The sequence below is a fragment of the Agrobacterium sp. 16-2014-1-2a genome, from assembly GCF_053522705.1.
Genome location: NZ_JBNWBX010000014.1, coordinates 47,845 through 65,715 on the forward strand (window position 1 = coordinate 47,845; position 17,871 = coordinate 65,715).

Genomic DNA, 17,871 nt, shown 5'->3' on the forward strand with positions numbered 1-17,871 from the left:
CAGGCCGACACATTATCCGTAACGCCGGACCAGATCCGGGGTCCGGCGTGATCAAATCCGGCATGACTGGGATGCTTCTCACCCTGCCATCATCCTCAAATTTGAGGATAATCCAGCCTCTAACGCTTAGTTAAGCGCCACAGCAATCTCTGCGGCGAGTTGGGCATTGTTGCGTACCAGCGCGATATTGGTCGCGAGGCTGCGGCCGTCGGTCAGGCGGAAGATATCGCCGAGCAGGAAGGGCGTGACGGCCTTGCCGGTGATTTCCTCGCGCTCGGCGTGGGAAATGGCGCGATTGATGTAGATTTCCATCTCCTCGCGCGGAATTTCGTCCTCTTCCGGCACGGGATTGGCAATCAGCATACCGCCATCGATGCCGAGCTGTTCGCGGGTCGTCTGGAAATTGGCGATGGCTGCAGGGCTGTTGAGCGACAGCGGGCTGGGAAGGCCCGAAGAACGCGACCAGAAAGCCGGGAACTCTTCCGAACCGAAAGTCACGACAGGCACGCCGTTGGTTTCGAGAACTTCCAGCGTCTTCGGGATGTCAAGAATGGCCTTGGCGCCGGCGCAGACGACGATCACGCCGGTTTTGGCAAGCTCGGTCAGATCGGCGGAAATATCGAAGGTCTCCTCCGCGCCCTTGTGCACACCGCCGATGCCGCCGGTGGCGAAAACGCGGATGCCGGCGCGGGCAGCGGCAATCATGGTGGCTGCCACTGTCGTGGCACCGGTGCGGCGCTCGGCAATCGCAAAGGCAATATCGGCGCGCGAGACCTTCATGGCGTCGGTGGTCTGGGCAAGCGCTTCGAGCTGCTCCTTCTCGAGGCCGATATGCAGCGTGCCGTGAATGACGGCGATGGTTGCCGGAACGGCTCCCTGATCGCGGATGATCTGTTCGACGCCTTCAGCCATCTCGATATTGCCGGGATAGGGCATGCCGTGGGTGATGATGGTCGATTCCAGCGCGACGATCGGCGCGCCGCGCTGTTTGGCAGCGGCAACCTCTTGCGAATAGACGATGGGCAGGAGCGGGGAGATGGGGCGGGTCATTCTGTTTGTTCCAGACTATAAAAAACGGGTTCATGCCAGCATTTCGGCCTTGGGGACAAGCCCCAACATGGTCTCGACACTGTCTTTTGACAGGTCTTGGGCGGTGGCGAAAGGCGATTGCACGGTGATGGCGGCCGCCGCGGCACCCAGTCGCAGGGCCTCAGCGATGGTTTTGCCCTCCGCAATCGCCGCGAGATAACCTGACGCCATGGCGTCTCCGGCGCCGGTTACGTCTTTCACCTCGCGGATGATGGGTGGGTGGAGGCTTGCGGTTTGCGTCGCGTTGAAGGCTACCACTTCGCTTGCCCCACGGGTGATGACGCCGCCAGCAAGGCCGACCCTGCGGAGAATACCCGGCCAGTCGCGAACATTGTCTGCCGTCTGTCCCGTCAGCGCGCGCGCCTCTGCCTCGTTCATGAAGAGAATGTCGATATCGGCGAGCATGTCCTTCAGCTTCACCGCCTTGGCGGGCGAAATGGCGATGGCCGCGAGCGGCTTTTGGCAGGCGCGGGCAATGAGACCGAGCGCCTTCAACGTATCCTCCGGCAGATTGGCATCGCAAAGCAGAAGGTCGCTCGCGGTAATCGCGTCACGCACCGCGCGAACTTTGAGGCGGCGCGGCGAAAACAGCTTGTAAAGATCCATATCCGCAAGTGCGATGACAAGATTGCCGTCGCGCTCCAGAATGGCGGTGTAGCTTGGCGTGCGGCGATCGAGGAAAACGAAGGGCGTATCTTCCACGCCCGCCTGCCTTGCTGCCTCCGCCACCGCTTCGCCGGTCACGTCGCCGCCGCGCGGTGCAATGATACGGACGGCAAAACCGAGCCGGGAAAGATTGCGCGCCGCATTGAAACCGCCGCCGCCAGCCTCTTCCATCCATGAGCCAGGATTGCTGGCGCCGGGCGCCGTTTCAGTCTCGATCATGCCGCGCCTGTCTATATGCGCGCCGCCCAGAACGAGTATTTTCTTCACTCTTGTGTTTCCCTCTTTCGCGAATGGAAAAGGTGGACGATTCGTCCCAATCTTCTGTTTGTTCCCCTTCACATCCGGTCCGCAGCGATAGGCCGGACACGGAAAAACGAAAGCAGAACAAACCACTTATCGCTATTTGTTTTCAATATGCTGGCTGCGCCTTGCGATATGAGAACAAATAGAGTACATCCTATTTCCATACTGCTTCATTGCCTGTGCGGCTTCAATAACCTAAAGGTGGATCGGATGGCACAAAATTCTTTGCGTCTCGTAGAGGATAAATCGGTGGATAAAAGCAAGGCACTGGAAGCGGCGCTCTCCCAGATCGAACGGTCGTTCGGCAAGGGATCGATCATGAAGCTCGGTTCCAATGAAAACGTGGTTGAAGTAGAGACCATTTCGACGGGTTCTCTCAGCCTGGATATAGCGCTCGGTATCGGCGGCCTGCCGAAGGGGCGTATCGTTGAGATTTACGGCCCGGAAAGCTCCGGTAAGACGACGCTTGCGTTGCAGACGATCGCGGAAGCCCAGAAGAAGGGCGGCATCTGCGCCTTCGTGGATGCCGAGCACGCGCTCGATCCGGTCTATGCCCGCAAGCTCGGTGTGGATTTGCAGAACCTTCTGATCTCGCAGCCGGATACGGGCGAGCAGGCGCTTGAAATCACCGATACGCTGGTGCGCTCCGGTGCCGTCGACATTCTGGTGGTGGACTCGGTTGCGGCGCTGACGCCGCGTGCCGAAATCGAAGGTGAGATGGGCGACAGCCTGCCGGGCCTTCAGGCACGTCTGATGAGCCAGGCGCTGCGCAAGCTGACCGCCTCGATCTCCAAGTCGAAGTGCATGGTGATCTTCATCAACCAGATCCGCATGAAGATCGGCGTCATGTTCGGTTCGCCGGAAACGACGACGGGTGGTAATGCGCTTAAATTCTACGCCTCGGTGCGTCTCGACATTCGCCGTATCGGCGCCGTCAAGGAGCGTGAAGAGGTTGTCGGCAACCAGACCCGCGTCAAGGTCGTCAAGAACAAGATGGCACCGCCTTTCAAACAGGTGGAATTCGACATCATGTATGGCGAAGGTGTTTCCAAGACCGGCGAGCTTGTCGATCTCGGCGTGAAAGCCGGTATCGTCGAGAAATCCGGTGCATGGTTCTCCTATAACAGCCAGCGTTTGGGGCAGGGGCGTGAAAATGCCAAGACCTTCCTGCGCGACAATCCGGAAATGGCAAGCGAGATCGAACTGGCGCTGCGCCAGAACGCCGGTCTGATCGCCGATCGGTTCCTGCAAAATGGCGGCCCGGAAGCTGGCGAAAGCGACGACGGTCCCGACGAGGGCTGATGCATTCGAAGGTCCGGGCGTTCGCGTCCGGTGGCTTTGCCGGCATGAGCCGGTATGGATCAAAAGGGTCGTGCGATTTTCCTCGCGTGGCCCTTTTTCTTTGCCTAGACGCCTTGGTGCGCCTCCATGGCTGGACAGGGCAGGATGCGGACGATAAAAGCCTTTGATTTTGCAAGATAGCCATCATTCGGGATGGCGGTGATGGACTCCAGCTGTGAGCGGTGTGTGGGCATGAGCGGTGTGAATGAAATTCGGTCGACCTTTCTCGACTACTTCAAGAAGAACGGACACGAGATTGTGCCCTCCAGCCCGCTGGTGCCGCGCAACGATCCGACGCTGATGTTCACCAATGCCGGCATGGTGCAGTTCAAGAACGTCTTCACCGGTCTCGAAAGCCGTCCTTATTCCACCGCCGCCTCGGCGCAGAAATGCGTGCGCGCCGGTGGCAAGCATAACGACCTCGACAATGTCGGTTATACGGCCCGTCACCATACGTTCTTCGAAATGCTCGGCAATTTCTCCTTTGGCGACTATTTCAAGGAAGAGGCGATTACCCATGCCTGGAACCTGATCACCAAGGAATTCGGCATCGATCGCAACCGTCTGCTGGTCACGGTCTATCACACCGACGACGAGGCTTTTAATCTCTGGAAGAAGATCGCCGGTTTCTCTGACGATCGCATCATCCGTATTCCGACCAGCGATAATTTCTGGGCCATGGGCGATACCGGTCCGTGCGGTCCCTGCTCGGAAATCTTCTATGACCACGGCGATCATATCTGGGGCGGACCGCCCGGTTCGCCGGAAGAGGATGGCGACCGTTTCATCGAAATCTGGAACCTCGTCTTCATGCAATATGAGCAGCTGACGAAGGAAGAGCGCATCGATCTTCCGCGCCCTTCTATCGACACCGGCATGGGTCTCGAGCGCATTTCGGCGTTGTTGCAGGGCAAACACGACAATTACGACACCGATCTGTTCCGGGCGCTGATTTCGGCCTCTGTCGAAGCGACCGGCGTTCCGGCAGAGGGCGAGAAGCGCGCCAGCCACCGCGTCATTGCCGACCATCTGCGCTCCTCCGCTTTCCTGATCGCCGATGGCGTTCTGCCGTCGAATGAGGGCCGTGGTTACGTTCTGCGCCGCATCATGCGCCGTGCCATGCGCCATGCCGAGCTTCTCGGTTCGCGCGAGCCGCTGATCTACAAGCTGCTGCCGGCGCTGATACAGCAGATGGGCCGCGCCTATCCGGAGCTGGTTCGCGCCGAGGCGCTGATCTCCGAGACGCTGAAGCTTGAGGAAACCCGTTTCCGCAAGACGCTGGAACGCGGCCTGTCGCTGCTGTCTGACGCGACTTCGACCCTGCACAAGGGCGACATGCTGGACGGCGAAACCGCCTTCAAGCTTTACGATACCTATGGCTTCCCGCTCGATCTGACGCAGGATGCGCTGCGCGCCCGCGAAATCGGCGTCGATATTTCCGGCTTCACCGATGCCATGCAGCGCCAGAAGGCGGAAGCACGCTCGCACTGGGCTGGTTCCGGCGACAAGGCGACCGAAACGGTGTGGTTCGAACTGAAGGAAAAGCTCGGCGCGACCGAATTCCTTGGTTACGACACTGAAACCGCCGAAGGCGTTATTCAGGCGATCGTCAAGGACGGCAAGTTGGTGGATAGTGCTGCCGAGGGCGAGACGGTTCAGATCGTCGTCAACCAGACGCCATTTTATGGCGAGTCCGGCGGTCAGATGGGCGATACCGGCGTAATCTCTGGCGATAACGGCACCTTTACCGTTTCAGAAACCCAGAAAAAGGGCGAGGGCCTTTTCGTGCATTCCGGCACGGTGTCCAAGGGTGGATTAAAGCTCGATGACGCCGTGCAGCTGACGGTCGATCACGACCGCCGCTCGCGTCTGCGCGCCAACCACTCCGCCACCCACCTGCTGCATGAGGCGCTGCGCGAGGTGCTTGGTACGCACGTTGCTCAGAAGGGTTCGCTGGTCGCACCCGAGCGTCTGCGCTTTGACGTTTCGCATCCGAAGCCGATGTCGGCCGAGGAGCTGAAGGTCGTCGAAGAAATGGCAAACGAGATCGTCTTGCAGAACTCGCCTGTCGTGACGCGTCTGATGAGCGTTGACGACGCCATCGCCGAGGGTGCTATGGCACTGTTTGGCGAAAAATACGGCGATGAAGTCCGCGTTGTCTCCATGGGCACCGGTGTTCACGGTGCGAAGGCCAACCGTCCGTACTCGGTCGAGCTTTGCGGCGGCACCCATGTTGCCGCAACCGGCCAGATCGGCCTTATCCGCATTCTCGGCGAAAGTGCCGTCGGTGCGGGCGTGCGCCGTCTTGAGGCCGTAACGGGTCAGGGCGCGCTTGCCTATCTCTCCGAGCAGGATGAGCGCGTAAAGGCACTGGCGTCGTCGCTGAAGGTTCAGCCGGGCGATGTACTGTCGCGTGTCGAGGGACTTCTCGACGAGCGCAAGAAGCTGGAGCGCGAGCTTGCGGATGCCCGCAAGAAACTCGCCATGGGCGGCGGCTCGTCGGATGCCGGCGCAAACGACGTACAGCAGGTTGCGGGCGTCAATTTCCTCGCAAAATCCCTGTCCGGCATCGATCCCAAAGACCTCAAGGGTCTTGCAGATGAAGCCAAGGCCAATATCGGCTCCGGCGTCGTGCTGCTGATCGCCGTGTCCGAAGACGGCAAGGCAAGTGCTGTTGCTGCCGTGACCGAGGATCTAACTGGCCGTTTCAGCGCCGTCGATATCGTCCGCACGGCCTCTGCGGCCCTCGGCGGCAAGGGCGGCGGTGGACGCCCGGATATGGCGCAGGCCGGCGGCCCCGATGGCGCCAAGGCACAGGACGCCATCAACGCGGTGGCGGCAGCGCTCGCGGCCTGATCTGGATGAATTGAAAAAAGGCGGGGTTCTACCCCGCCTTTTTGATTCTGGATGTTGAAATCCGAAAGGAACGTGATGCGCTTTGTAAATCCCATCCCTTTCGTGTGCGGTATCAACCGCTCCAGGGAGTTTTATCGTGACAGGCTCGGCCTGAAGGTTTTGGACGATTTCGGAAATTTCGTCCTCTTTGAAAGCGGCTTTGCAATCCATGATGGGCGTTCGCTCGAACAGACGGTCTGGCGGACATCGCCGGACACGGACAAACCTTACGGCAGACGGAATCTGCTGCTCTATTTCGAACATGAGGATGTCGATGCGGCATTTCGGAATATTGCGTCGCATGTGGAGTTGACCCATCCCGTTGAGCGGCAGGCATGGGGACAGAGAGTGTTCCGTTTTTATGATCCGGACGGGCATGCAGTCGAGATCGGCGAACCACTCGCCCAGCCCAACGAATAAGCCCGCTTCCAAAATCCGTTTTGTGACCCTTGTAAGCGCTCGTGCTCCGCTTTCAGGCGAAATGCCTGTCAGTTTCCTCAACCCGCCGCCTGCATATCCTTCGCTGCCGCTTCGTCAAGCTGTGTGGCCCGCTTGAAGGCGGGGCGGTCGGTCAGATGCGCCATATAGTCCGTGAAGGCCGGACGTTTTTCGATTGTGCCGAACTGCAGGCCCCAGCCGACGTGGGCACCTACATAGACATCCGCCGCAGTGAAGTGATCGCCGGCAATGAAGCGGTTTTCGCTGACGGCACGTTCGAGCGTGTTGATCGCATCCGCATAGCTGCCGCAGCCAGCCATACGCAGCTTTTCCTGCGGCACCTCGAACCCCATCGCCTTCATGCTGGTTGTCATTTCCAACGGACCGGCAGCAAAAAACATCCAGCGGTAATAAAGTCCGCGCGCTTTGGGCGTCGGCGCAAGGTTGGCGCCCGGAAAGGCATCCGCCAGATAGGCGCAGATCGCTGCCGCTTCGGTGACAATGGTGTCGCCGTGTTTGATGGCGGGCACCTTGGCCATCGGGTTGATCAGCCGATAGGCCGGCGATTTCATCGACGTCGAGAAGCCCAGTATCTCTGTCTTGTAGGGAACGCCCACTTCCTCGAGCATCCATCGCGCAATGCGTCCGCGCGACATGGGATTGGTGTAGAAGATCAATTCACTCATTGCTTTGCCTCCCCAAGCAAAATTGCAAAAGCATCATTGAAAACCCGCGCGCAGTTCGCGCTGACACGGTGCGTTTTTATAGTCCACAGCATTATCTGTTTTCCCGAAGGATCGAGCTGGTAACCACATGAATTTTTGACTGTGCCGGACAAGTTATGTGTCGTTTTATGCTGTTTCAGCTATATATTTTTATTTTTCTGACTGCGGCACGCTGTGGAATCGAAGTCTGCGCCTAGTGCAACATCTAAGCAAGATACTGTGAACAAAAAAAGAAACCCGGCGTTGCGGCCGGGTTTTTGTTTTCTGCATATCCTGTGCCGCCTGTCTGACTGTGATCTTGCCTTTCGTTATAGTGTTGGAGAATGCGCAGCGAGTATGGTGCGGATCAAACGTCCGTGCGTCTTTCGCCATGTCTTGTGGCCGCAAGCAGCGCGAGAAAAAAGGCGATGGTGGTGAGTACGGTGCGGACGAGATTGGAGGCCGCCCAGCGGTCGCGTAGCTCCTTCCAGTCGCTCGGTATGTCGGTCAAAACCGTCTTGAAGACTTCGTTGATGGGCACATTGACCATTCGGGTCTGGATTACAACGATAGCATAGATGAGCAATGCCGATATCCACAGCGGCCTGCTGTGGCGGTCGACAAACGCGGCTCCGAGGAGAGCAGTGAGAGGAGCAAAGAAGGCTGCAAAGAAAATGCCATTGCGGACGCTGATGTTAATGCCATTGAACGCCTGAATGAAAATACCTGCTTCCAGCTGCTGGAAGGCCATCATAACGGGATTGCTGAAGGCGAAGAAAAAACCGGCCATTATTCCAAGGGTCAGCGGCGCGAACAGACGCAAGGCAAAGCATGCCGGTTCTCTTGCCATCCACGGTATTGGAAAATGCTTTGTTGTTACGCCGTGCAGAAATGAGCTGGACACGAAAATCTCCATCGAATATCCGTACACTATCGTACGGATATTCCGTACGCATATGTACGGTTTCTGTCAAGGGAGTGCTTATGCGAAGCGAGAGCAAGGAACTACGCCGGCGTGAGATAGTCGAGAATGCCTTCGCCCTGCTTGCGCAGGATGGATATGCTGCATTTTCCATGCAGGCGCTGGCAAAGCTGAGCAGGTCATCCAAGGAGACGCTTTACGGCTGGTTCGGTGGCAAGGCCGGTCTTTATGAAGCCATGGTCGCCGAGAATGCCGCACAGTTGGAGTTGCCATCGGCAGAGGCGGAAGATGTTGTCGGTGAGCTCTCACGTTTCGGGGCCGACCTCTTATCGGTGCTTTTGGGAGAGCGGGCGGTGCTGCTCAACAGGGTAGCAGCGGCGGAATCTGGCGTTGAGACCGCGCTTGGGGAATTCCTCGCGGCTAAAGGTCGTGACCACGTCATGCCGAAGCTTGCTGCCTATTTTGCAGTGTTGGAGGAGCACGGCACCATATGTACCGAGGCTTCGGAAAAGCCTGCGGAAATCTGGTTGTCGCTTCTGGTCGGCGATTTGCAGATCAGACGCGCCACCGGCGCTATCGGCCTTCCGGCGGAAGCAGAAATAAGGGCGCAATCGGCGAGCGCTGCTGCGCTGACGTTTAGGCTCTTTGGCGCAAATGAAAAAACCCGGCGCTGAGGCCGGGTTTTAAAGCTGCTGAGCAAGTAGGCTTAAGCCGCCATCGCCGTCTTGAGGTTTTCATCGATCTTGTCGAGGAAGGCGGTGGTGGAGAGCCAGGGCTGATCCGGACCGATGAGGAGCGCGAGGTCCTTGGTCATGAAGCCGCTTTCGACGGTGTCGACGCAGACGGTTTCGAGCGTTGCTGCGAACTTTGCGAGTTCTGCATTGTCGTCCAGCTTGGCGCGGTGGGCGAGGCCACGGGTCCAGGCGAAGATCGAAGCGATCGAGTTGGTCGAAGTTTCCTGACCCTTCTGGTGCTGGCGGTAGTGGCGCGTGACCGTGCCGTGTGCCGCTTCAGCTTCAACCGTGCGGCCGTCCGGCGACAGGAGAACGGAGGTCATCAGGCCGAGCGAACCGAAGCCCTGGGCAACCGTATCAGACTGCACGTCGCCATCGTAGTTCTTGCAGGCCCAGACGTAACCGCCGGACCACTTCAGAGCGGAGGCAACCATGTCGTCGATCAGGCGGTGCTCATAGATGATGCCGATTTCATCGAACTTCGCCTTGAACTCGGTCTGGTAGACTTCTTCGAAGATGTCCTTGAAGCGGCCGTCATAGGCCTTCAGGATGGTGTTCTTGGTGGACAGGTAAACCGGCCACTTGCGCATCAGGCCGTACATCATGGATGCGCGGGCGAATTCGCGGATGGATTCGTCAAGGTTGTACATTGCCAGCGCAACGCCAGCGCTCGGAGCGTCGAAGACGTCCTTTTCAATGACCTGACCGTCTTCACCGACGAACTTGATCGTCAGCTTGCCCTTGCCGGGGAACTTGAAATCGGTTGCCTTGTACTGGTCGCCGAAGGCATGGCGGCCGACGACGATCGGCTTCGTCCAGCCGGGAACGAGGCGGGGAACGTTCTTGCAGATGATCGGCTCGCGGAAGATGACGCCGCCCAGAATGTTGCGGATCGTGCCGTTCGGGCTCTTCCACATCTGCTTCAGGCCGAATTCCTCGACGCGCTGCTCGTCCGGTGTGATCGTCGCGCACTTGATGCCGACGCCGTGCTTCTTGATGGCGTGTGCCGCATCGACGGTTACCTGGTCGTTGGTAGCATCGCGGTTTTCGACCGAGAGGTCATAATATTCGATGTCGAGATCGAGGTATGGCAGGATCAGCTTGTCCTTGATGAGCTGCCAGATGATACGGGTCATTTCGTCGCCGTCGAGATCGACGACTGGATTGGCTACCTTGATCTTTGCCATGAATTCCTCACCTTCGAAGCTGTGGCGCCTGGTGACGCCGGTATTCGGAAAAATATCCGGTGCGGCTATAGCATCGCGCGCGCCTGAGGCAAAGCCATGGGGGGCGCTTTTTTGGCGCGGTGCAGTAACGCTTTGCGCATTGCCAAACCATATTGCCGGAATACAGTCAGGCGAATCGCTTCGCCCGCGCGTCGGGCCTACCTCCGGGATCACATCATGCGGAATATTCTGCTTCTGACTGCCGCCGTCCTCTTTTCCCACAGCGCCCTTGCGGCCGGCCCTGCCGATCCCGTCCAGAAGGTGATGGACATTACCGTCAAGAACTGGTCCGGCGATGCGGAAAACTGGAAATACATCTTTGACGAGGACATGCTGACCAGCCTGTTCAGCAAGGACTTCGTTGCCCAATACCGCGAAGCTTCCAAGAAGCCGGCTTACGAGGCGGAAAGCGGCGAGACCGGCGATCCCTTCGGCTACGATGTGGTGACCAACTCGCAGGATGGCTGTCCGCTGGTGGATGTTTCGGTAACGCCCGGTGAGGTGAAGGACGGCGTGACTGACGTGACGGCGAAGTTCAAGCTCTGGGCCTGCATGGATGAGGCAGAGATGAAGGCAACGGTCGACGAGGTGCATTTCGATGTCATCGAGGAAAACGGCCAGCCTGTCATCAGCGACATTCACCGGGTTGGAGACGAGGGCAGGGATTCGCTGCGCGCAGAGATGGCGGCGATCATCAAGGGCGAATAACAGGGCGTTCTGCCTGCCCCGGCTTTGATTTTGGCGCCGATCTGTGCCAGTGAAGCGCGCTTTATAGCATTTTCAGGAAAAGCGGTGACCGGTTTTCAGTCTGGAAATGCGCGAAAACCATAAAACGCATCGGCCTGAAAATCGATGCGGCGCTTCAGAAACTGGAAAACGACGATGGCAGGCACAAACAGCGAGCTTGAACTTGTGGCGGAAGGCCCGGCGATCATTCTGGTCGAACCGCAGCTCGGCGAAAATATCGGCATGGTGGCACGGGCAATGGCCAATTTCGGTCTTGCCGAACTTCGCCTCGTCAAGCCGCGTGACGGCTGGCCGAACGAGAAGGCGCGCGCCGCCGCTTCCAAGGCCGATCATGTCATCGACGGGACGAAGGTGTTCGAGACGCTGGAAGAGGCGATCAAGGATCTCAATTTCGTCTATGCCACGACCGCGCGGGAGCGTTACGGTTTCAAACCGGTTCGTGCCCCCGTCACCGCAGCCGGCACGCTGCGCGCGAAGTTCAAGGCGGGTGAAAGAACCGGCATCCTGTTCGGGCGTGAGCGCTGGGGCCTTACCAATGAAGAAGTGGCGCTGGCCGATGAGATCGTGACATTTCCGGTCAACCCCGCCTTCGCCTCGCTCAATATCGCGCAGGCCGTGCTTTTGATGTCCTATGAGTGGATGAAATCCGGCATGGACGATCTGGACGAGACGCTTTTCCAGCCTATCGAGCAGCGGCCCTCGACCAAGGAACAGGTCTTCGGCCTGTTCGAACACATCGAGGAGGCGCTCGATGCGCGCGGATATTTTCATCCGCCCGAAAAAAAGCCGAAAATGGTGGACAATCTGCGTGCGGTGCTGTCGAGACGCGGCTTTTCCGAGCAGGAAATCAGTGTTTTCCGTGGCGTGATCAGGTCACTCGATCGTTTTCCCCGGCAGTGGCCTAAGCAGGCAGGCCGGGCCGGAACGGCGGAGGGACCATTGTCGGAGAGGGCTGGGGAGAATGCTGAAGACGACTGAGGCTCTGGCCGATGTTCTCAAACCGGTGCTGGTGTTCGATTCCGGCATTGGCGGGCTGACGGTACTGCGCGAGGCGCGCGTGCTGATGCCCGAGCGCGGTTTCATTTATGTGGCCGACGACGCCGGTTTCCCCTATGGCGGCTGGGAAGAGGGGGCGCTGAAAGCGCGCATTCTTTCGCTCTTCGAAAAGCTGCTTGAAGACTATAGCCCTGAAGTCTGCATCATTGCCTGCAACACCGCCTTCACACTGGCAGGCGCCGATCTTCGGGCGCGCTTTCCTGATATGACTTTCGTCGGCACCGTTCCAGCTATCAAGCCCGCGGCCGAACGCACCCGTTCCGGTCTCGTTTCCGTGCTGGCAACACCCGGCACCGTCAAGCGCGCCTATACGCGCGATCTCATCCAGTCATTCGCCACGCAATGCCATGTTCGCCTCGTGGGATCGGAAAATCTGGCGCGTATGGCCGAAAGCTGGATCAGGGGCGAACCGATCTCCGATGAAGCCGTGCTGGCGGAAATCGAGCCCTGCTTCATCGATAACGACGGCAAGCGCACCGATATCGTTGTTCTCGCCTGCACTCATTATCCCTTCATGGCCAATGTGTTTCGCCGGCTGGCGCCATGGCCGGTGGACTGGCTCGATCCGGCGGAAGCGATTGCCCGTCGCGCGCGCCACCTGGTGCCGCTGCCGCAGGATGCGGAGCATCCAGATGGTTTCGATTTCGCCGTCTTCACTTCCGGCAAGCCGGATTTCGCCACACGGCGGCTGATGCAGGGTTTTGGCCTCAGCGTCTCGCTGAACTGAACGGCTTGTTGCATTTTTGCATCTATTCTGCCGGACTTTTGCAATTCGAGATTGCGACCTCTTGTCGCGTCCGGCATCTCGTGTAAGATGCATCTTGTCTGTAACCGCTATAAAAAGGAGGCGTGGAATGACTGACTATATGAATATGCGCCTTACCGGCATGTCTGGCTTTTCCGGCATGGTCATCGGCGGTTACATGTCCCGAGGCATCGACCTCCGATAAGGCTTCCTGCCTGATTTCCCTGCCGTTTGGCATCTTCACTTCGTCTGACAGCTGAATTGTGCGTCCGCGCTACCGCGTGTTGCGCCCGCCGTTCCTGCATGTCGTTTTATCATCGATAAAGGACCTGGCTGCTTCGCCGCGCCGGGACGGATTTCCCATGCAGAAAAATCAACCATTGGTAGCATATGCGCTGCCGGATGCGGTCGACCGCCTGTTCGTCACATTCGGCGTCTGGACAACCCTGAAAGCGGTTCTCGTCGCGGCAATGGTGCCGCGCCCGCCGCCGACCGATCTTTCCGATCTGCCGGAGCGTCTTCTGGACGATATCGGCCTGGAGCCGTCCGACCGCAAAATGCGGCGGGAGTGGGCCCCTCCTTACTGGGCGCCGCGGTTTTGATGGCGACAGTCTCTCCGGCGAGAAAATGCCGGGGAGGCTCCGTCGTCCGTTTCACACTTCTAATGATGTTCGAAATGCGCGCCTCCGTCATGCCGGACTCGACCCGTCGTCCACCCACGGCGCGTCTGCGAGGAGTTCATTGCCGCACTTCAGTTTTCCGTAACGGAAGCTGCGGAAAGGCCTGGCATATAGCGCGTTGCACTATCCTTCTGAACGTCCGGGCGGCGTTACCCCTGATCTTGCCCTGCGGCTGGAGCGGGCAGGGGCAGCGCGGCGCGGCATGGCTTGCCATGCAGTCAAATTACGATCTTGCACAGGCGATGAAGCGGCAGCAGCAGCCCCTTCGTCCGCTGGATGACAAAGCGGCACAGCCTCCGAAAATTTGGCTTGATACCGTGCGCTTTTGGTGGCTTGCTCCAAAGACCGAACGGGGGAGATTGCATCATGCCACTGGAGAACTGGCTGGCCTTCGTGGCCGCATCCGCCATCATGCTTGCCATTCCGGGGCCGACGATCCTGCTGGTGATTTCTTATGCTCTGGGGCATGGCCCTAAGGCGAGCACCGCGACGGTGACGGGTGTGGCGCTTGGTGATTTCACTGCGATGACGGCCTCCATGCTGGGGCTCGGCGCGCTGCTTGCCACATCGGCGGCCCTTTTTACCGGCCTGAAATGGATCGGTGCGGCTTACCTCATCTATCTCGGCATCAAGCTGTGGCGTTCGCCGGTCGGCGGAGAAGGTGCCGAAGGGACGGGCGTGACCGGCCGTGAAAGGCCGCTCAAAATCTTCCTGCATGCCTATGTCGTCACGGCGCTGAACCCCAAGAGCATTGTCTTCTTCGTCGCCTTCCTGCCGCAGTTTCTGGTGCCGACTCTGCCTTTCTGGCCGCAGGTGCTGATTTTCGAAGCGACATTCCTTGTGCTTGCCAGCTGCAATGCGGCGCTTTATGGACTTCTGGCAAGTGCCGCCCGCGATACGATCCGCAAACCCAAGGTTCAGCGCATCGTCAACCGCACGGGCGGCGGTCTCCTGATCGGCGCCGGTCTCATTACATTTGGCTGGAAGAGGGCGGTTTCGGCGTAAAACGCCCGTCGATCGCCTGAAATTCGGACATAACAAAATGGCGTTGCCGCATATTCTTCTTGCCCTGATCACCGTGTTTTTGTGGGGCTTCAACTTCGTTGCCATCAAGATCGGCGTCGCCGACATGCCGCCTCTGTTTCTGACGGGGGTGCGCTATCTGTTTGCAGCCGTGCCGTTGGTATTCTTCCTGCCCAAACCCAATGTGCCGTGGCGGCATATGATCGTTTACGGCATGGCGATGGGTTTCGTGCAATTCGGCCTGCTTTACCCGGCCATCAAGCTCGGCCTGCCGGCTGGACTTGCTTCGCTCGTCATGCAGTCGCAGGCCTTCTTCACGCTGGCGCTGGCCGTGGTGTTTCTCGGCGAGCGGCCGTTGCCGTCACAGATCGTCGGCGCAATCGTTGCCTTTGGCGGGCTGGCGGTCATCGGCGTGGAGCGCATGACGGCTGCAGCGTTGATACCGCTGCTGATGGGCGTCGGCTCGGCTATTGCCTGGGCCTGCGGCAACATCGTCAATCGCCGCATCGGCCAGGTGAATGCGGTCTCCTTTGTCGCATGGACGAGCCTTGTTCCCGTTCTGCCGTTGGTCCTGCTTTCGCTGGTGGTGGAGGGACCTGATGCGATTGCGCAAGGGCTGCGCAATGCGACGCCTACGATGGCTCTCGTGGTGATCTACATGGCCTATGGTGCGACCATCGTCGGCGCGGGTATCTGGAGTTACCTGCTTCTGCGTTATCCTGCCGGAACGGTGGCGCCGTTTTCGCTGCTGGTGCCGATTGTCGGTTTCGTCAGCGCCTATCTCGCTTTTGCGGAGCATATTACCGTCTTCGAAGTGGTCGGTGCCGCATTGGTCATCATCGGGCTGATGCTGAATGTGTTCGGCAGGCGGCTATCATTTTCGCGCGTCTCGTCAAGGGCCGCATAGATGCGGCGCAATTGCCTGTGCATTATCGGCACGGGGCAGACGCAATCGGTGATTTTTTGGTAAAGAGCATGTTCGGCCGCCGTCACGGGAATCGGTCGGATGACATGCAGCACGAGGAACGGAACATTGCAGGTCGGCATCGACATGGGAACCCTATCGGGCGGGCAGCAGGCCAAGCTCGATATTGAGGAATTGCTTGCAACGCGTTTGCTGGTGCAGGGCAATTCCGGGTCCGGCAAGTCACACCTTCTGCGCCGGCTCCTGGAGCAATCGGCGCAATGGGTGCAGCAGGTCATTATCGATCCCGAGGGTGATTTCGTCACGCTGTCCGACAAGTTCGGCCATGTGGTGGTGGATGGAGAGCGCACGGAAGCCGAGCTTGCGGGCATTGCCAACCGCATCCGCCAGCACCGCGTTTCCTGCGTGCTGACGCTTGAAGGTCTTGATATCGAACAGCAGATGCGGGCCGCTGCCGCTTTCCTCAACGGCCTGTTCGATGCGGATCGCGAATTCTGGTATCCCGTGCTTGTCGTTGTGGATGAGGCGCAGATGTTTGCGCCCTCCGTCGGCGGCGAGGTGAGCGAGGATGCGCGCAAGGCGTCGCTGGGCGCCATGACCAATCTGATGTGCCGTGGGCGTAAACGCGGGCTTGCGGGCGTCATCGCCACGCAGCGCCTTGCCAAGCTTGCCAAGAACGTAGCGGCGGAAGCCTCGAACTTTTTGATGGGCCGCACCTTTCTCGATATCGATATGGCGCGCGCTGCCGATCTGCTCGGCATGGACCGGCGGCAGGCGGAAATGTTCCGGGATCTGCAGCGCGGCAATTTCGTGGCGCTTGGACCGGCGCTGTCGCGCCGCCCGTTGCCCATCGTCATCGGTGCGGTGGAAACCTCGGCGCGGTCTTCCTCGCCGAAGCTGATGCCGCTGCCGGATGCACCGCAGGATGTGGAGGATCTGATCTTCACGCCGGACCCGGAAGAGTTCACGCGACCCGCCACGCGCCGCACGCCGCCAGCGCCGCGCCCGACAACCGATATTCTCGCTGAACTCTCCCGCTCCACCCCCGCCGCCGCCGGTCCTTCACCGGAGCAGCCGCCGCGTGCAGGTCAGCCGGAGCTGACGCCGGAGGAGCGCGAAGAGAAGATCGCGGCGGTGCTGGTCGAAATTCTCGACGATCCGCAATCGGCCTATCGCACGGACGCCGTGCTGTACCAGGATTTTCTGGTGCGCGCCCGCATGCGCCGTATTCCCGGCACGCCGATGACGCTGGCGGATTTCCGTCGGCAGGTGGCGATTGCCCGCTCCGGCGTGGATGCGGCAATGGCGGCCAGCGAAGGTTGGGAGAAGGCGCTGGAATTGTCGATGTCGGTCTCCGACGATCTGCAGGGGGTTTTCCTGCTGTTGGTCAAGGCGGCGCTCAATGAGGAGCCTTGCCCATCCGACGCCCGTATTGCCCGCGCTTACGGTACCCATTCCGCCCGCCGTGCGCGCCGTCTTCTCGGTTATTTCGAGGAGAAGGAGCTTGTGGTGGTACACGCCGATTTCTCCGGCAAGCGCATCGTGGCGTTCCCCGATCTCGACGCGAAGACCGCACCTGGCGATGCGGATGCGGCTGAGGATGATGCGAGGCTGGCGGCGGAGTAATCGCTATTCAGTCAAAGTCCGCACTGCGAAACTGATCGTCGTGTAGAGACCACTGAGGCTCAGAGCCAGTACGCAAACAATAACGGCTATAAACAATGCCGAGGTCAATCGATGCGGCCGTTGATAGGGGCGGGTGCTAACATGTGTTTGCAAGGGAGCGAGCCGGGAAAGCTGGGTCGCTGTCCATCCGTCACGTTCGAATTCCGGCGAAGCGATAAAATCAGCAAGATGCCGTTGTCGTCTAATGGAAGAAGGCAATTGCGCCAGAAAGCGTTGCGGTTCACGCCTGTTGCTTCTTGACAGGAATATAGTGATCGCTTCCCTGAAACGCTCGTCGCGTGCGCCTGAGCAGAACAACATCCGTCCCGCTTCAATGAGATCGTTCATCTCAAGCAGCACTTCACCGTATTTTTGAAAGAGTGCCAGATCGACGTCGGGATGGCTGAGCCTGCCCTGAAGGATTTCCTTCGCTCGCCAAAGTTTCTTTTCTGAGATTGCCTGATCAGCGGTTTCAAAAGTCATTTTTGCGATGAATTGGACGTTTGTTTTAATATTGAGAAAATAGATTTCGGTCTAGCTAACAATAATACAGATTATATATTTCATCATCAAAAAGAAAGAGGAGGCGTAATCGCCTCCTCCTTGCTCATCATGACCTGCCACTGAACTTTCATCCAGTGGCGATTAGAGCCCCGGTGGTTTTGAATACGCCAAGTGGCGCGGTGTGAGCAACCGGCGGAAACGCGAAGCT

General features: G+C 59.0%; 17 protein-coding genes. 11 read left to right on the plus strand and 6 right to left on the minus strand.

All coding sequences use genetic code 11. From position 1 onward, the window contains the following. Positions 1–126: 126 nt before the first annotated feature. Both ACQZ45_RS26415 and ACQZ45_RS26420 read right to left on the minus strand, forming a co-directional pair. Entirely contained in the window at positions 127–1,050 is a 924-nt protein-coding gene (locus ACQZ45_RS26415; RefSeq protein WP_065659254.1) for a pseudouridine-5'-phosphate glycosidase, read from the minus strand. A gap of 30 nt (positions 1,051–1,080) precedes the next feature. Then, positions 1,081–2,022 (minus strand): carbohydrate kinase family protein, encoded by a 942-nt coding sequence (locus ACQZ45_RS26420; RefSeq protein ID WP_113291132.1) that lies wholly within the window; start codon positions 2,020–2,022, stop codon positions 1,081–1,083. Positions 2,023–2,268: 246 nt separating this feature from the next. On the opposite strand from ACQZ45_RS26420, the gene recA reads away from it, so the two are divergent. From recA to ACQZ45_RS26435, 3 genes are all read left to right on the plus strand, one after another. Further along, complete coding sequence (gene recA / locus ACQZ45_RS26425) at positions 2,269–3,360, plus strand: recombinase RecA (RefSeq protein WP_003516062.1); 1,092 nt, start codon at positions 2,269–2,271, stop codon at positions 3,358–3,360. Positions 3,361–3,591: 231 nt separating this feature from the next. After that, positions 3,592–6,255: an alanine--tRNA ligase gene (gene alaS, locus ACQZ45_RS26430; RefSeq protein ID WP_448742617.1), complete on the plus strand. Its 2,664-nt coding sequence runs from the start codon at positions 3,592–3,594 to the stop codon at positions 6,253–6,255. Positions 6,256–6,330: 75 nt separating this feature from the next. Continuing rightward, positions 6,331–6,714: a VOC family protein gene (locus tag ACQZ45_RS26435; protein WP_113291213.1), complete on the plus strand. Its 384-nt coding sequence runs from the start codon at positions 6,331–6,333 to the stop codon at positions 6,712–6,714. Between the two features lie 77 nt (positions 6,715–6,791). Here the strand turns inward: ACQZ45_RS26435 and ACQZ45_RS26440 are convergent, their stop codons facing one another. Both ACQZ45_RS26440 and ACQZ45_RS26445 read right to left on the minus strand, forming a co-directional pair. Beyond that, positions 6,792–7,418: a glutathione S-transferase family protein gene (locus ACQZ45_RS26440; RefSeq protein ID WP_003516054.1), complete on the minus strand. Its 627-nt coding sequence runs from the start codon at positions 7,416–7,418 to the stop codon at positions 6,792–6,794. A 385-nt stretch (positions 7,419–7,803) separates the two neighbouring features. Beyond that, on the minus strand, positions 7,804–8,352 hold the full coding sequence (locus tag ACQZ45_RS26445) for an anthrone oxygenase family protein (RefSeq protein ID WP_113291130.1): 549 nt from the start codon (positions 8,350–8,352) through the stop codon (positions 7,804–7,806). Positions 8,353–8,420: 68 nt separating this feature from the next. Between ACQZ45_RS26445 and ACQZ45_RS26450 the strand changes: the two genes are divergently transcribed. After that, positions 8,421–9,032, plus strand: coding sequence for a TetR/AcrR family transcriptional regulator (locus ACQZ45_RS26450; protein ID WP_162693304.1), 612 nt, complete (start codon positions 8,421–8,423; stop codon positions 9,030–9,032). 32 nt (positions 9,033–9,064) lie between these two features. Here ACQZ45_RS26450 and ACQZ45_RS26455 read toward each other — a convergent pair whose 3' ends face one another. After that, positions 9,065–10,279, minus strand: coding sequence for an NADP-dependent isocitrate dehydrogenase (locus ACQZ45_RS26455; protein WP_003516051.1), 1,215 nt, complete (start codon positions 10,277–10,279; stop codon positions 9,065–9,067). A 216-nt stretch (positions 10,280–10,495) separates the two neighbouring features. Here ACQZ45_RS26455 and ACQZ45_RS26460 point away from each other — a divergent pair, with 216 nt between their 5' ends. The 7 genes from ACQZ45_RS26460 (at position 10,496) to ACQZ45_RS26490 (ending at position 17,120) form a co-directional block, all read left to right on the plus strand. Further along, positions 10,496–11,026: a hypothetical protein gene (locus ACQZ45_RS26460; protein ID WP_003516050.1), complete on the plus strand. Its 531-nt coding sequence runs from the start codon at positions 10,496–10,498 to the stop codon at positions 11,024–11,026. 174 nt (positions 11,027–11,200) lie between these two features. Beyond that, positions 11,201–12,043: an RNA methyltransferase gene (locus ACQZ45_RS26465; protein ID WP_003516049.1), complete on the plus strand. Its 843-nt coding sequence runs from the start codon at positions 11,201–11,203 to the stop codon at positions 12,041–12,043. Continuing rightward, positions 12,027–12,848 carry a glutamate racemase gene (murI, locus tag ACQZ45_RS26470; protein ID WP_113291128.1) on the plus strand — a complete coding sequence of 274 codons (822 nt, stop codon included), beginning with the start codon at positions 12,027–12,029 and terminating at the stop codon, positions 12,846–12,848. Before ACQZ45_RS26465 ends, murI begins: the two co-directional genes overlap by 17 nt. Before the next feature lie 380 nt (positions 12,849–13,228). Next, on the plus strand, positions 13,229–13,468 hold the full coding sequence (locus tag ACQZ45_RS26475; RefSeq protein WP_025593918.1) for a DUF1127 domain-containing protein: 240 nt from the start codon (positions 13,229–13,231) through the stop codon (positions 13,466–13,468). 444 nt (positions 13,469–13,912) lie between these two features. After that, positions 13,913–14,551 (plus strand): LysE family translocator, encoded by a 639-nt coding sequence (locus ACQZ45_RS26480; RefSeq protein ID WP_113291127.1) that lies wholly within the window; start codon positions 13,913–13,915, stop codon positions 14,549–14,551. A 37-nt stretch (positions 14,552–14,588) separates the two neighbouring features. After that, positions 14,589–15,476 carry an EamA family transporter gene (locus ACQZ45_RS26485; RefSeq protein ID WP_113291126.1) on the plus strand — a complete coding sequence of 296 codons (888 nt, stop codon included), beginning with the start codon at positions 14,589–14,591 and terminating at the stop codon, positions 15,474–15,476. 126 nt (positions 15,477–15,602) lie between these two features. Next, entirely contained in the window at positions 15,603–17,120 is a 1,518-nt protein-coding gene (locus ACQZ45_RS26490; RefSeq protein ID WP_448742618.1) for a helicase HerA domain-containing protein, read from the plus strand. 3 nt (positions 17,121–17,123) lie between these two features. Here ACQZ45_RS26490 and ACQZ45_RS26495 read toward each other — a convergent pair whose 3' ends face one another. After that, the gene (locus ACQZ45_RS26495; RefSeq protein ID WP_003516042.1) at positions 17,124–17,642 is read right to left on the minus strand and encodes a hypothetical protein; all 519 of its coding nucleotides are present in this window, start codon (positions 17,640–17,642) and stop codon (positions 17,124–17,126) included. Positions 17,643–17,871: the final 229 nt, after the last annotated feature.